The organism is Mycobacterium heidelbergense (assembly GCF_050205645.1).
Lineage (GTDB): Bacteria > Actinomycetota > Actinomycetes > Mycobacteriales > Mycobacteriaceae > Mycobacterium > Mycobacterium heidelbergense_A.
The window spans coordinates 161,055-174,351 of record NZ_JBNMQT010000011.1 but is presented as its reverse complement, the minus strand read 5'-3'; the positions used below and the strand labels follow the sequence as shown (position 1 = coordinate 174,351).

General features: G+C 65.9%; 11 protein-coding genes. 4 read left to right on the top strand and 7 right to left on the bottom strand.

Annotated features, from left to right (window positions below):
* Positions 1–7: 7 nt before the first annotated feature.
* Positions 8–979 carry a carbon-nitrogen hydrolase family protein gene (locus ACQI5H_RS15165; RefSeq protein WP_427080164.1) on the bottom strand — a complete coding sequence of 324 codons (972 nt, stop codon included), beginning with the start codon at positions 977–979 and terminating at the stop codon, positions 8–10.
* 118 nt (positions 980–1,097) lie between these two features.
* Between ACQI5H_RS15165 and ACQI5H_RS15160 the strand changes: the two genes are divergently transcribed.
* A complete protein-coding gene (locus ACQI5H_RS15160) occupies positions 1,098–1,427 on the top strand; it encodes a hemophore-related protein (protein WP_427080163.1) in 330 nt (109 codons plus the stop codon).
* Between the two features lie 2 nt (positions 1,428–1,429).
* Here the strand turns inward: ACQI5H_RS15160 and ACQI5H_RS15155 are convergent, their stop codons facing one another.
* From ACQI5H_RS15155 to ACQI5H_RS15140, 4 genes are all read right to left on the bottom strand, one after another.
* Positions 1,430–2,584, bottom strand: a complete 1,155-nt coding sequence (locus tag ACQI5H_RS15155) for a DUF4185 domain-containing protein (RefSeq protein ID WP_427080162.1) — start codon at positions 2,582–2,584, stop codon at positions 1,430–1,432.
* Positions 2,585–2,591: 7 nt separating this feature from the next.
* Positions 2,592–3,626, bottom strand: a complete 1,035-nt coding sequence (locus ACQI5H_RS15150; protein ID WP_427080161.1) for an aspartate-semialdehyde dehydrogenase — start codon at positions 3,624–3,626, stop codon at positions 2,592–2,594.
* Positions 3,626–4,891: an aspartate kinase gene (locus ACQI5H_RS15145; protein WP_427080160.1), complete on the bottom strand. Its 1,266-nt coding sequence runs from the start codon at positions 4,889–4,891 to the stop codon at positions 3,626–3,628. Before ACQI5H_RS15145 ends, ACQI5H_RS15150 begins: the two co-directional genes overlap by 1 nt.
* Positions 4,892–5,035: 144 nt before the next feature.
* Positions 5,036–5,878, bottom strand: a complete 843-nt coding sequence (locus ACQI5H_RS15140; RefSeq protein WP_427080159.1) for a C1 family peptidase — start codon at positions 5,876–5,878, stop codon at positions 5,036–5,038.
* A 289-nt stretch (positions 5,879–6,167) separates the two neighbouring features.
* Between ACQI5H_RS15140 and ACQI5H_RS15135 the strand changes: the two genes are divergently transcribed.
* Both ACQI5H_RS15135 and leuA read left to right on the top strand, forming a co-directional pair.
* The gene (locus ACQI5H_RS15135; protein ID WP_427080158.1) at positions 6,168–7,370 is read left to right on the top strand and encodes a DUF4185 domain-containing protein; all 1,203 of its coding nucleotides are present in this window, start codon (positions 6,168–6,170) and stop codon (positions 7,368–7,370) included.
* A 130-nt stretch (positions 7,371–7,500) separates the two neighbouring features.
* Positions 7,501–9,315 (top strand): 2-isopropylmalate synthase, encoded by a 1,815-nt coding sequence (leuA, locus tag ACQI5H_RS15130; RefSeq protein ID WP_427080157.1) that lies wholly within the window; start codon positions 7,501–7,503, stop codon positions 9,313–9,315.
* A gap of 593 nt (positions 9,316–9,908) precedes the next feature.
* Here leuA and ACQI5H_RS15125 read toward each other — a convergent pair.
* Together ACQI5H_RS15125 and ACQI5H_RS15120 are read right to left on the bottom strand one after the other, a co-directional pair.
* Positions 9,909–10,685: a hypothetical protein gene (locus ACQI5H_RS15125; protein WP_427080156.1), complete on the bottom strand. Its 777-nt coding sequence runs from the start codon at positions 10,683–10,685 to the stop codon at positions 9,909–9,911.
* Between the two features lie 11 nt (positions 10,686–10,696).
* A complete protein-coding gene (locus ACQI5H_RS15120; protein ID WP_427080155.1) occupies positions 10,697–12,709 on the bottom strand; it encodes a hypothetical protein in 2,013 nt (670 codons plus the stop codon).
* A gap of 38 nt (positions 12,710–12,747) precedes the next feature.
* On the opposite strand from ACQI5H_RS15120, the gene ACQI5H_RS15115 reads away from it, so the two are divergent.
* Positions 12,748–13,227 carry a hypothetical protein gene (locus tag ACQI5H_RS15115; protein WP_427080154.1) on the top strand — a complete coding sequence of 160 codons (480 nt, stop codon included), beginning with the start codon at positions 12,748–12,750 and terminating at the stop codon, positions 13,225–13,227.
* Positions 13,228–13,297: the final 70 nt, after the last annotated feature.

Here is a 13,297-nt window from a genome sequence, read left to right as displayed (position 1 = left end):
GTAGCAGCTATGAGCCCAAACCTGTTTCTGCTGGTGAACGACGGATCCCACTTTTGTGGGCCACATGTCGGCGGTAATAGCGCCGGCCGTGCAGCCGCTGGTAGTTCCACGTCAGCGCTGGCAGGACTCCCCGGCGATGCAGCCAAAAGCCTTTCGGCGGTTGCGCTTTCGGTTCTCGACGGCCGATCACGATATCGGCGACGACGATGCCCGCACCCTCGTCGGCGGCGCGGGACGCGAGCACCGCACCGTCGGCGGCGACGATCATCGTTCCGCCTTCGAATCGGCCGCTGTAATCGATTGGCAGCCACGGCATCCGGCATCGCAGCGCGCCGGCGTGGGCCGCGTGGAGCACCGGCGCGCCGACGTAGCCGGCGAAGGACTCGGCTGCGTGCCGCGCGGTTGCCGCGTTGCGGGTTTCCATGCGGCGGAAGATCGCCGACGGATGCCAGCAGGGCACCGACCACCAGCCCGACCCCGTCATCGCCAGGTCGATGCGCCCGCGGAGCCGGTGCACCGTCTGCGTGCGCATCAGCTCCCAGCACACAGCGGCGCCTACGGTGATCTCGCTGGCCGGGATAACTCCGTCGTCGTGCCCGCCGATGTAGAACGAGTTCTCCCACATGGTGGGCAAGTCCTTGTCGTGGCGACCGGCTATGCCCTCCGCGGTCACCAGCAAGTAGGCGTTGCGTACGTGCCCGTCGGTGTCCCTGGCCAGGAATGACCCGCCGATCATGGCGCCGTGGCGCCGGGCCAGGCCCAGCAGCAGTTCGGTGGCTTCGCCATCCGGTGGCAGGGCGGCATCGGCGAGTTCCGGCAGAAAGCCGATGCCGGTGGTGAAGAACTCCGGCAGGGCGATCACGGTTGCGCCGGCGGCTGCGGCCTCGTCGACCAGGCGCTCGACGGCGGCGAGGTTAGCGCCGACGTCGGCAGGGACGGCGTCTAATTGGACGGCGGCAGCGCGCTGGCTTATCTCCATGTATCGATGCTCACCCGACGGGCCGAATGACAGCAAGGACAATGTAGCGCCGATTCCCGCCATTCCATTAGGCGAGCCGACTAGGGTTAATGCGATCAGTTGGAGGGAGGGAGTCCACATGATCAAACTGTTGACCGGAATGGGTATAGCGGTTGGCAGCCTGGCATTGTCGTTGACCGCTGGGGTCGCATCCGCAGATCCCGATCTGGGTTCGGCCGTCAACACGACCTGCAATTACCAGCAAGTCGCCGCGGCGCTGAATGCTCAAGATCCGCAGTATGTCTCGATGTTGAACTCATCGCCGCAGATGCAGGCCGGTTTGCGGCGGTTCCTCGCCGCGCCGCCGGCTGAACGCCAGCGGTTGGCGCAGCTGACGGTGAGCAACCCAGAGAATCAACCGTTAGTTCCGATTCTTAAAACGGCTTTCGACACCTGCAATAACTTCTGAGCTCACTCCGGCTTGAACGGGTTCACCGCGAACTGAATCACCCGGTACGGCGCGCTCACCCGCGCTCGCGTGTCCCATTGGCTGACGAAAATTCGTAGCTCATCGAGGGTGGAACCGGGCGAGATGTACCCGCCGTACGGTTGCGCGAGCCGGTTGTCGTAGGGGGGCGGCAGGCTTTCCGCCGGCTCGGGCCACTCGTCGTGCTGCACCACCGTCGTCACCGGCGCGGTGCCCAGCGACGTCGGATCGTTGGCCACCCGGACCTCCATGTTGCCGGTGCTGGCATTGAAGTACGACAGCACCGCCTTGCCGTCGATCTGCCTGATGCACATCTCGCCCACCTGGTCGGGCCACAGCGGCGTCGGCGGCTTGTTCCACCCGCCGTCGGGTCCGGCGGCCCAGCCCTGCCATCGGGAGCGGTCGGTGAACGTCTGCGGCGTGGCCCGATACAGCACCACCGGGCGGCGGCGGGTGAAGCTGTTGGCGACGATGTACACCCACCCGCTCGGTGAATCGAGCGTCGGGACCGGGTCGTAGTACCCGCTGATCTGCGTCTGCGAGCCGTCCTGATACGAGGCGACGCGCCGGGAGCCGGGGACCGTCTGCCAGCCGGAGCGCACCGGTTCGGCCGCCACCAGCCGGGAGTTCTGCGGCTCCAGGTCGTGGGTGGTGGTCACCATCAGGTAGTTGCGGCGGTTGATCTCCACCACCCCGGCGGGCAGCTGCGAGTCCCCCGGCGGCGTCGGATCGGCCAACAGCGGCGTGTTGGTTCCGGTGACGCCGGTGTAGCGCACCCCGGCGGGATCGTCGACCGACGCGGTGTCGACGTGCAGCGCGACCGGCGAGTACCAGCCGCCGAAGCCGACACCCTGACCGGCGAAGCTGTCGCCGCACACCTGCAGCAGCTCGGTGGGGAACGCGACGAAGTCGCACAGATCGGTGGCGCCGATGCCATAGTCGCGGGTGGGGGTTCCGGTGCCGGCCGTGGGGCCGATTCGCAGCACCTGACCCGGGGCCAGCGGCTGCAGGACGGGCTCGGGTTCTGGCGCCGGCGGATCGGCGTGTGCGGCCGAAAGGGACTGCGGTGCAAGCAAACTGACGATCGAGGCGACCAATAGCGAGCACCGCGTGCCGCCGCGGGTATGGGCGGAGCTCACCCGCGGATCATAGTTCGGCGGCGAGTAGCTCGGCGATCTGGATGGTGTTCAGTGCCGCACCCTTGCGCAGATTGTCGCCCGATACGAACAGCGCCAGCCCCCGCCCGTCCGGAACGCCGGGGTCCTGCCGGATCCGGCCGACAAGGGATTCGTCGACGCCGGCGGCGGCCAGCGGCGTCGGGACATCGACCAGCTTCACGCCCGGGGCGCCGTCGAGCAGTTCCCGCGCGCGCTCCGGCGACAGCGGCCGCGCGAATTCGGCGTTGATCGACAGCGAGTGCCCGGTGAACACCGGAACCCGCACGCAGGTACCGCTGACCAGCAGGTCGGGAATGCCCAGGATCTTGCGGCTCTCGTGGCGCAGCTTCTGGTCCTCGTCGGTCTCCCCGGATCCGTCGTCGACCAACGATCCAGCCAGCGGCACCACGTTGAACGCGATCGGTGCGACGTAGGTCTTGGGCGCCGGGAACTCGATCGCGCCGCCGTCGTGCACCAGTTCCTCGGCCTCGCCGACGACCGCGCGTGCCTGGGTCGCCAGCTCCTCGACGCCGGCCAGGCCGCTGCCCGACACCGCTTGGTAGCTCGAGACCACCAGGCGCAGCAGCTGGGCCTCGTCGTGCAGCACCTTGAGCACGGGCATCGCGGCCATGGTGGTGCAGTTCGGGTTGGCGATGATGCCCTTGGGCCGGTTGGCGGCATCGCGGGCGAAGTTGACCTCCGACACCACCAGCGGCACGTCCGGGTCCTTGCGCCACGCCGACGAGTTGTCGATCACCGTGACCCCGGCGGCGGCGAATCGCGGCGCCTGCACCAGCGACATCGTCTTGCCGGCGGAGAACAGCGCGATGTCCAGGCCGCTCGGGTCCGCCGTCGCGGCCTCTTCGACCTCGATCTCCTGACCGCGGAAGGGCAGCTTGCGGCCCTGCGAGCGGGACGACGCGAAAAACCGCACCGACGTCGCGGGGAAATCCCGCTCGTCGAGCAGCCTGCGCATCACCTGGCCCACCTGACCGGTGGCACCCACAACACCGAGCGCGACCATCAGCGGCCCGTCCCCGCGTACACCGTTGCCTCCCCGTCGCCGCCGAGCCCGAACGCCTCATGCAACGCCACGACGGCCTTGTCCAGTTCCGTGTCGCGGCACAGCACCGAGATCCGGATCTCGGATGTCGAAATCAGCTCGATGTTCACGCCTACCTGGGCCAGCGTCTCACAGAAGGTCGCCGTCACACCGGGATGGCTGCGCATGCCCGCCCCGATCAGCGACACCTTGCCGATGTGGTCGTCGTAGAGCAGCTGGCTGAAGCCGATCTCGTCCTGGAGGGCGTCGAGCTTCGCCACCGCGGTCGGGCCGCTGTCGCGGGAACAGGTGAAGGTGATGTCGGTCTTGCCGTCCTCGATCTTGGAGACGTTCTGCAGCACCATGTCGATGTTCACGTCGGCGTCGGCGACGGCCCGGAACACCCGGGCCGCATACCCGGGGATGTCGGGTATGCCGACGACGGTCACCTTGGCCTCGCTGCGGTCGTGCGCGACTCCGGTCAGGATGGGGTCTTCCATGGCTATGTCCTTGATCGATCCGACGACGACGGTGCCTTCTTTGTCCGAGTACGACGACCGGACATGCACCGGAATGTTGTAGCGGCGTGCGTATTCCACACAGCGCAGCATCAAGACCTTGGCCCCACAGGCGGCCAGCTCGAGCATCTCCTCGAACGTCACCGTGTCGAGCTTGCGGGCGTTGCGCACGATCCGCGGGTCCGCGCTGAAGATGCCGTCGACGTCGGTGTAGATCTCGCAGACGTCGGCGCCCAGCGCCGCGGCCAACGCGACCGCGGTGGTGTCCGAACCGCCGCGGCCCAGCGTGGTGACATCCCGGGTGTCCTGGCTGACCCCCTGAAACCCGGCGACCAGGACGATCCGGCCCTCGTCGAGGGCGGACTGCAGCCGCGTCGGCGTGACGTCGATGATCTTCGCGTTGCCGTGGGTGCCGGTGGTGATGACGCCGGCCTGCGATCCGGTGAACGACCGCGCGTGCGCGCCCAGCGATTCAATGGCCATGGCCACCAGCGCGTTGGAGATGCGCTCACCGGCCGTGAGCAGCATGTCGAGTTCCCGGGGCGGCGGGACCGGGCACACCTGCTGGGCCAGGTCCAGCAGGTCGTCGGTGGTGTCACCCATCGCCGAGACCACAACGACGACGTCGTTGCCTTGTTTCTTGGTCTCGACGATGCGTTCGGCGACGCGACGGATCCGGTCGGCGTCGGCCACCGAGGATCCGCCGTACTTCTGCACGACGAGCGCCACTGTTGTTCTTTCGGTCCGGAAGGTAATCGGAGGTCCAGAACAGAATACGTGGCGGCGCCTCATGCTTTTCTCTGTCGACCCCTCTGCCTCAGCGACCGGGCCGTGGGGCCCTCCCCTCGTCCGGGTGCACTGTTCGGTGCGCTGCTACGACGAAACCATCTGGATCGCCCAGAAGTCGCTCGCCAAGTGCGCCCCGTTGATGGGCGAGCTATCGGAGCTGGCCTTGGAACCGGTCAGATACTCGTAGGGCAGGTAGAAGTAGCCGTGGTCGCCCCATGACGGTCCCCACGAGTTGCGGACGATCAAGTGGCTCTTGGGATCTGAGTAGCCCACGGCGACGACGGCATGGCCGCCGACCGTGGCCTCACCCGGCTTGGGCATGGGCACCACACCCGTTTTAGCGACGGGCTGCGATTCGAAACTCTGGTAAACGGTAAACCCGAAAACCACGGGCAGATTCGAGGCGATCGCATCCTTGAGGTCCCCCAATGTCTGGATCGCCTCGTATTGCACCGCCTTGTCCTTCTTCGCGGCGACGTAGCAACGCTTCGGCGGTTTCACCGTAAACACGCCGATGTCGTACGGCCACAAGGTCTCCGGGCAAACGCCCTCGCGGTTCACTACCTTGATGCCGTCCCTGATGACCGCGCCCGAGTCGCTTGACACGGTACCTTCGAGCGCACGTTCGTTGTAGTAGATGAACAACCGCGAAGGGACGAAATCGGATAGGCCCTGCCGATCCCGCTCGTACTCCATTGCGGCGGCGATGGCATTTCCGGTGCACGAGCCGAGCTGTCCCTGGTCATAGACCGCCGGCATCGACGGACGCAGGTCGTACTTGGCCGGCGGCAGGTCCCTAAGCCTGGCCGTGTACACCATGTCGCGGGCATCCGGGAGCTGTGGGCGCCAGCCGAAACCGCGAACGTGGCTCCAGTCATGTGCCTGTTCACCGCCGTTGACGCGGCTGGACTCTCGCAAAGTGGTCATTGCAACCTCCAAATCTGTGTGGTGGGTCGACCGTAGGAGCCCAGACCCAGGGACGGCATGCGTAGTGCACCACCTGATTTCTCGGCCAACTACGTCATCCCGACAGGTAGGGCTCGCGCTGAGTTCGGTTGAGCGGGCCGATTGGCGGATCGCGGGGAAAAACACAGGTAGCCCGCTACTCATGCCCCCGGCGGCATGTCCTCCGCATTGTTGGGGGTAAAGACGTTGTGGGAGTCGTCGTCGAATCCGAGGGGTGCGACGACTCGGCCGGGACGCTAGCGGAGGAGCTATGCACGAGGCGGCGTTGCGCAAACGGGTGCTGCGGAGAGTCCGCTCGGGAGAGAAGGTCGCCGCGATCGCGGCCGACAGCGGCGTCAGTGCCTCCACGGTATATCGGTGGAGACGCGACAGTGGCTGTGTCGCAACGAAACCCACCGAAGGCTACGTGGGGGACATCACCGGACCGGGCATCACCGACCCATGGGGGGTTACCTGCACCGACTTGGGCGTTTGCACGGTGGCGCCCAACGGCAAGCTGGTGTCGGTGTTCGGAGATACCTTCTCGGGCCGCAGCGTTGGGCGGGGCGACTGGCGCGCCCCGGTCGCGCTGGTCGGCAGCGGGGACACCAACAACCAGATCCGCTATGAGTACGCGGGCGGCGCCGACCCGAACTATGCGCAGCAGTTGTGGCCCTATGTCCACGACGGCGAACCGTGGAACCGGGGCGGGATCAGCACCGTGATTCCGTCCGACGTGCTGGTCATCGGGCAGACGATGTACCTGCATGCCATCGTCAACCGCGGCTTCGGGAACGTGATCTGGACCGGGATCTGGGCCTCCACGGATAACGGAGCCAGCTGGCGGCGGATGGGCGCCCGGGCAAGGTTTCCCGCGTCGCTGCACAAGGGCTACGCGCAGCTGTGGTCGTGGGACTACAACCCCGACGACGGCTGGGTATACGTCGTTTCCACTGGGTTCCAGCGAGACAAGGGCGTAATCCTGCGACGCGTGCGGCCGGGCGATATCGGCGACAGGACCAAATACTCCGGCTGGGGCTGGGCCGACGACCAGTGGGCGTGGGGCAACGTACCCACGCCCATCACGCCCCCCGCCGAAACGTGGGGGGAGCTGACCTTGCGCAGGCTCGATACCGGCACATGGATCCTGGGCGGCTTTCTGTCCTCGGGATATGCATTGGGGTACCGCACGATCGACTCGCCGACCGCCAATCTGTACGAAGCCGAGGTCCAGACGCCGGTGGTGGGGACAACCTGGGACGCCCAAAACCTCGCGGCCAGTCAGGTCGCCCAACTCTACGGCGGATATGTTCTGCCGGGCTCACGGCTGGACGTTCCGGGTGGCGTCGGGCTGGTGGTCTCGCAGTGGAACACCGCGACGGGGTGGCCGTACCGGACGATGCAGTTCAGGGTCACACTCAAGGACACCACGGCCCACGACCTTCGATTTCGGTCGCCGGGCCGAGCGCGGTAGAGTGCTCTACGTGCAGCGGGTGCTCCTCCTCGGACGCCGCGACGGGGTCTGATCCAGACCGGCCTCCCGTCGCGGGCGTTCGCGATGCGCCGGTCTGAGGTTCCCTCTGACACCCCCCGGAGCAACTACCGTGACCAGTTTTTCCCAGCCTTCCGGCCCCGACGCCTATACCTCGGCGCGGGCCGTCGTCAAACCCGCGGGCCCACCCGCACCCGGCCAGCCCGTGTGGAATCCCCAACGGGGTTCGTCGATGCCGATCAACCGGTACCGACCGTTCTTCGAGGAAGTCGAGCCTATTAGGGTCGCCGACCGCAGCTGGCCCGACCGGGTCACCGACTCCGCGCCGCTGTGGTGCGCGGTGGACCTGCGCGACGGCAACCAGGCGCTGATCGACCCGATGAGCCCGGCCCGCAAGCGCCGCATGTTCGACCTGCTGGTGCGCATGGGCTACAAGGAGATCGAGGTCGGCTTCCCGTCGGCCAGCCAGACCGATTTCGACTTCGTCCGCGAAATCATCACCGCCGGTGCCGTTCCCGACGACGTCACCATCCAGGTGCTGACCCAGTGCCGACCGGAGCTGATCGAGCGCACGTTCGAGGCGTGCGAGGGCGCGTCGCGGGCGATCGTGCACTTCTACAATTCGACGTCAATCCTGCAGCGGCGCGTGGTCTTTCGCGCCGACCGGGCCGCGGTCCAGGCCATCGCGACCGACGGCGCGCGCAAGTGCGTCGAGCAGGCCGCCAAATACCCGGGCACCCAGTGGCGGTTCGAGTATTCGCCGGAGTCCTACACCGGCACCGAACTGGAGTACGCCAGGGACGTCTGCGACGCCGTCGGCGAGATCATCGGTCCCACACCGGACAACCCGATCATCTTCAACCTGCCCGCCACCGTGGAGATGGCAACACCCAACGTCTACGCCGACTCGATCGAGTGGATGAGCCGCAACCTGGCCAACCGCGAGTCGGTGATCCTGAGCCTGCATCCGCATAACGATCGCGGAACCGCCGTCGCCGCAGCCGAATTGGGCTATCAGGCCGGCGCGGACCGCATCGAGGGCTGCCTGTTCGGCAACGGAGAACGCACCGGCAACGTGTGCCTGGTGACGCTGGGGCTGAACCTGTTCTCCCGCGGCGTGGACCCGCAGATCGACTTCTCCAACATCGACGAAATCCGCCGCACGGTGGAGTACTGCAACCAGCTGCCGGTGCACGAGCGACACCCCTACGGCGGAGACCTGGTCTACACCGCGTTCTCCGGCAGCCATCAGGACGCCATCAACAAGGGCCTGGACCAGATGAAGATCGACGCGGACGAAGCGGACGCCGTCGTCGAGGACATGCTCTGGCAGGTGCCGTATCTGCCGATCGACCCGAAGGACGTCGGGCGTACCTACGAGGCGGTGATCCGGGTCAACTCTCAGTCCGGCAAGGGCGGGGTGGCCTACATCATGAAGGCCGACCATGGCCTGGCCCTGCCGCGGCGGCTGCAGATCGAGTTTTCCCAGGTGATCCAGAAGATCGCCGACGGCGAGGGCGGTGAGGTCTCGCCGAAGGAGATGTGGGACGCGTTCTCCGAGGAGTACCTCGCGCCGGTGCGGCCGCTGGAGCGGATGAAGCAGCGCGTCGACACCTCCGAGGAGGACGGCGGCCCGACCAGCATCGCCGCGACCGTCAAGATCAACGGGGTCGAGACCGAGATCGCCGGCGTCGGCAACGGCCCGCTGGCCGCTTTCGTCCACGCGCTGGGCAAGGTCGGATTCGAGGTCGCGGTCCTGGATTACTCCGAGCACGCGATGAGCTCCGGCGACGACGCACAGGCCGCGGCCTACGTCGAGGCGTCGGTGGGCGGGCGGACCGTGTGGGGTGTCGGGATTGCGCCGTCGATCACCACCGCGTCGCTGCGGGCCGTGGTGTCGGCGGTGAACCGGGCGTCTCGCAATTAGCGGCGCTGGGGCCGAAGAACGCGCTCAAGAGCCGCTCGACCAGGCCGGCGGGGTCGCCATTGCCCGGCATGACCGTACAAGCGCTCAACCCGGCCGCGCTCGGCCGCGACGCCAGCGTGAGCAGGATCCTCACTGACCTCGGGGATCACTGGCTTGCCTCCAACGCTAAGACTTAGACGTAATTGCGTAACTGCGTAATTGCGTCATCGCCGCGGCCTTGGGGTGCCTCCAGGAACGAGCAGTCCGTGACCTGCGCGAGTTTGTGATCGACCGTGGACTAGGCGAGGTAGACCGCTGCTACCTTCGGGATCATCAACGGCCCTCACAGGGCTTAGCGGCGGGCGCCACCGGAGGCTATAGCCGAAGGGTTACTAGTAGTGGTTGAGGCTCCGATTTTCAGCCCCTCAGAATTCGAAGGCCGGACCCACTGATTAAGAGTCAGCGATTCCTTCGCGGGCAAGGTGAAGGCGGGTTTGGCAAACTGTTCGACCCCGGAAGAGTTCACCGCACCTCAACTTCGCGCGAGCTGTCTCAGCGATGTTGCCATGGCCAACACCCACGGCCGGAACGGCGATGAGTGGGCCGGCAACCGGTCACGCTGCCGCTGGTCGGTCGTAACGCCCGTGGATCAACGCCGATACTGTGGCCTGCTGCCACATCCGACCGTGAGGTGTGCGGTGACCTGCCGCGTTGATCAAGTTGGCGGCCTCGGTCTGCGTCAGTCCGCATCGGTCCACAAGCCACGTCGCATAACGCTTGAGCGCAGGCTGCCGTTCCGGCCAGGCCATGGTGGGCTCCGGCAGAGTCGGCCGAGGGCCGCATTTGAGCTCAAGCTGGCCCAGCATTTCTGTGACCTGCTGCACGGGCTGCAGATGCGCCGGCGACCCGATCGGTTCCGTAGTACAGGCCGCGGTGAGCGCCAGCTCGATCTCTTCGCGCAGCGTGTGGAATCCGGCGGCGGCAAGCGCTGCATTGTCCAGATCGTCGACAGTCTGGACCTCTCGGCGCAGCGCGAAGTCCATTTCGTTCATCCCACCGGTGGAGGGGCATGGCGTAAGACATTGGCCGAACAACAGGTTGAGCCCATGGCGCTGCAGCACCAGACTGAGCCGGCGAAAGTGTTGCTCGCGACCAAAGTCCTCCACTGGAAACGGGACCCAGATGTGGGCATTGGTGCCGATGGCCCGGCTCAGCGCTTTCACGACCGCATCTACCAGAGCCAGGTCATCGTGGGAAATGGCGTCGCCGGGTTCGAAGGTATGGATTTCGATGATGGTCGCACCATGCTGAGCCGCGGTTTCGGCGAGTACATCAGCCCGCTGACCGGTTGCATGGTCGCCAAGGACGACGACCGAGCAGGTGGTGAACATAGGGCCTGCCATCATGCCGCCCCTGCGGCGACGACGCCGCGGCCGGCCGATTTGCGGATGAACTCCTCGATCTTGGCCTCGACATTCTCGAAGCCATGGGCTCCAATAGTCAGGACCTCATCGGTCAGCTGCTCTTTGGACTTAATGAGGCCGCGCTCAGCGACGACGTGCATGATCCGACCGATTGTGTCCTCCTCGTAAGCCTGCAGGATGGCGTCGCGGACATCCTCGGCTTGTACCCTGCGGCGGTACCGGATGTTTTGCTCCAGCCACTCGCCGGTGAAGTATGCGTTCTGGTTGCACAGGATGGGGTGGCCGAGGTTGAAGTACACGACGCCGCTGGCGGCATCCCATGACGCGAAGTTGTTCGGGTCGAACTCCTGCCTGATCCAGTCTGCCTCTTTAAGGGGCGCGGGCTCGGGCACTGGTGCCGGCCGGGGCTGCACCTCGGTCGCCTTCTCGCTGGCGGGTGTACGGCGGCGGACGTTGCTCGTCCCGGTAGGCGTGACGTGCGGAGCGCGGCGCTTGGCGCTTTTTTTCCTGGGCTTGCTCCGGCGCCTGGCGGTGCCGCCCGATGTCACCCCTTCCACACCCGTCGATGACGGGTCTCCGCTAGGAACGGTTTCGGCGGTGTTGAGCATCCCGTCCAGGTAGTCGGCCCCCGGTGCGCCGGAATGCCCGAGCACACCGGTGCCGGCCTTGCGGCGCCGCGACTGGATCACTGCGTTGATCCGGGACCTCCAACGGGCTGTGAGCCGGTCGGCCGTCGTCAGATTGATCTTGTTGGCAGAACTGATGCGTTCGCGCGCAGCCTTGTTGGCGTCGAGGATTGCCTGCGGCATCCGCTCAATGAACCGCTCGCCCCACTGGGCCAGAGGCAGCTCCTTGCCGTTGCTCAGGACAAGCTTGGAGCGGGTCGGGTCCTGGTGGAGGTGCAGCCGCGGGTTGGCAGGGTCATTCCCAGGGTCCGTTGGGCCGACGATCTCCAAGCAGAGCCTGTTGTAAACGTCGCCGAGCTGGACACCGAATAGCCGCATCATCGGGGCCAAGTCGGGGTAGTCGCCGCCGGGTGCGGCAAGCACCATCGCCTCGTTCTTGTACCGGGCAATGACGTGGCCTTTGCCTCCGTAGGGCAGGCGCCGATCGTCGGGCTTGACAGGAAATGGCAGCAGAGTCCATTTCACCCCTACCCGAAGGTCATCGTCGACAACGACGGTGCCGCTAACGCTTGGACGATCTGTCCACGCACCGTGCCCCTGAATGGTCCGGCTGTCGAGGCGGTACTCGGTGTCGCCGGCTCCGGTCAGCTTGCGCCCGCCGAAACTCTTACCTTGGGCGGCTGGCATCAGTGCGCTGACGGTAATGATGATCGGCTGGCCGCCCGGGATGCCCACGGGTTCATAGATCCGATCCCGCATGGCATCGACGATCCCGTAGGGCGTCTCGTGCTTGTCGGGATTGGGATCTACGAACGGGCCATCTTTGTGCTCATTCCGGCCGAGGTAGATAAAGGCAACCCCGTGGCCACTTTTCTGCACTTCCGGGCGCCCGGTCAGGACCTGGAGCAGCGCAGGCTCGGGCGTGAATACTGGCGTGTACTCATATTCGCTGGTCGCGGGACCCTTGAACAACTTCATCGCGAGCCCCCCGGCGATTTCATCGGCGTCCCACGACAGGACCAACAGATCGGTCCAGGGGAGCACCGAGGTGCGGGCACCGGCGTGACGCTGGCCGAGCGTGTTGTGCAGCCTCCAGATGTCCCCGTCGCCCGCACCGATCGTGGTCATATATGAGCTGAGCTGCGGTTCTGTCAGCGCGGGCCCGTTGTTGATGGTCGCTCGCTTGAGAGCGCCGGTACCCGGCAATGCCACGACATCGCTGGCGATGTACGTGGTGCCATCCTGCTGGGTGGCGTTACGGATGATCTCTAGCTGGTGCTGATACGGGCGGCTGCCCGCGTAATCCTCTTCGATACGTGCCGACGCTGCCGCGTCCGACATGCCGATTGCGTGTGAGGTGGTCATTGGCTAAACAGCCGTCCAGATGAGAGGCCACTCACCTCATGGGGGCCAAGCACGTTGCTGACCTGACCCGAGCTGTCGCTGTTGGTGTCTCTGGCAGGATCGGGAGAAAACGCGAAAGCGAGCTCGACGACGCCACGATCATCGAGCAAGTCCACAGCTACCTGGGCTGCATCACCGAGGCGTTCACCGACCTTTCGGCGGTCGCCGAGGGAAACCTCACACCCCAACAACTACGACAAGACTCCCTCCTTGGAAACATCGGCGTGCTCAGGGTCCTGGCCGGCGTATGGCACAGGCTCCACGCCAACGATGTAGACGACGACGAAATCACCGAGTTCTTCCGCAAATTGGACAAGCACATGGCCGCGCCAATTGATAACGAAGGCATCTGGCGCGTCACCCGAGCCGCGGATGACTTCGAACCCAACGCGTCGGCGCCGATCATGCGCACTCAGAATCTGCAGCATCTTGCCGGGGTCATAACGGAGTGGTTCACCAATCCCCCCGCCGAGCTCTAGAGCCCCACACCGCAAAGCCCTTTGTGCCAGCTACGCCACTCAAGGCAGCCCGCCGAGCCTACGCCTGCCT

Coding starts and splice junctions, on each gene's coding strand:
- ACQI5H_RS15125 (WP_427080156.1), bottom strand. CDS start 10,685: ATGTTCACCACCTGCTCGGTCGTCGTCCTTGGCGACCATGCAACCGGT.
- ACQI5H_RS15160 (WP_427080163.1), top strand. CDS start 1,098: ATGATCAAACTGTTGACCGGAATGGGTATAGCGGTTGGCAGCCTGGCA.
- ACQI5H_RS15135 (WP_427080158.1), top strand. CDS start 6,168: ATGCACGAGGCGGCGTTGCGCAAACGGGTGCTGCGGAGAGTCCGCTCG.
- ACQI5H_RS15165 (WP_427080164.1), bottom strand. CDS start 979: ATGGAGATAAGCCAGCGCGCTGCCGCCGTCCAATTAGACGCCGTCCCT.
- ACQI5H_RS15115 (WP_427080154.1), top strand. CDS start 12,748: ATGGGGGCCAAGCACGTTGCTGACCTGACCCGAGCTGTCGCTGTTGGT.
- ACQI5H_RS15150 (WP_427080161.1), bottom strand. CDS start 3,626: ATGGTCGCGCTCGGTGTTGTGGGTGCCACCGGTCAGGTGGGCCAGGTG.
- ACQI5H_RS15120 (WP_427080155.1), bottom strand. CDS start 12,709: ATGACCACCTCACACGCAATCGGCATGTCGGACGCGGCAGCGTCGGCA.
- ACQI5H_RS15140 (WP_427080159.1), bottom strand. CDS start 5,878: ATGACCACTTTGCGAGAGTCCAGCCGCGTCAACGGCGGTGAACAGGCA.